Origin of the sequence: Isoptericola croceus (assembly GCF_029382255.1) — a bacterium.
Classification (GTDB): Bacteria; Actinomycetota; Actinomycetes; order Actinomycetales; family Cellulomonadaceae; genus Isoptericola; species Isoptericola croceus.
Genome location: NZ_JARLLG010000209.1, coordinates 1 through 275 on the forward strand (window position 1 = coordinate 1; position 275 = coordinate 275).

A 275-nucleotide genomic window follows, 5' to 3' on the forward strand; every position below is an offset into this window, starting at 1 on the left:
GACTGATATCGGCGCAGAGGGTGCGCATGGTGATCGGAATGTCTTTCCAGGTGAAAGAGGACCAGATTGCTGTAAATATGATTGCTGTTCCACGAATGATGCAGTTGACAGCGTTCGACCTTGTCCTTTTGGTCTTTCAGTCGCAACAAGCCATAGTGCTCGACGTAGTTGGCACTTGTCAGCTGCCACCATGCGAGGACATTGTGGATAACAAGAAAAGGAATCATCTTCCAGCCGAAGGCGATAATCAGTCCGAGCTGCAGCACGGCTGATAG

1 protein-coding gene is annotated in these 275 nt (G+C 50.2%); it reads right to left on the reverse strand.

What is annotated here, in order from left to right; genetic code table 11:
• On the reverse strand, positions 1-227 hold a 227-nt coding region (locus tag PZC42_RS23020), incomplete at its 3' end, for a fatty acid desaturase (protein WP_368860287.1).
• Between the last annotated feature and the right edge of the window lie 48 nt (positions 228-275).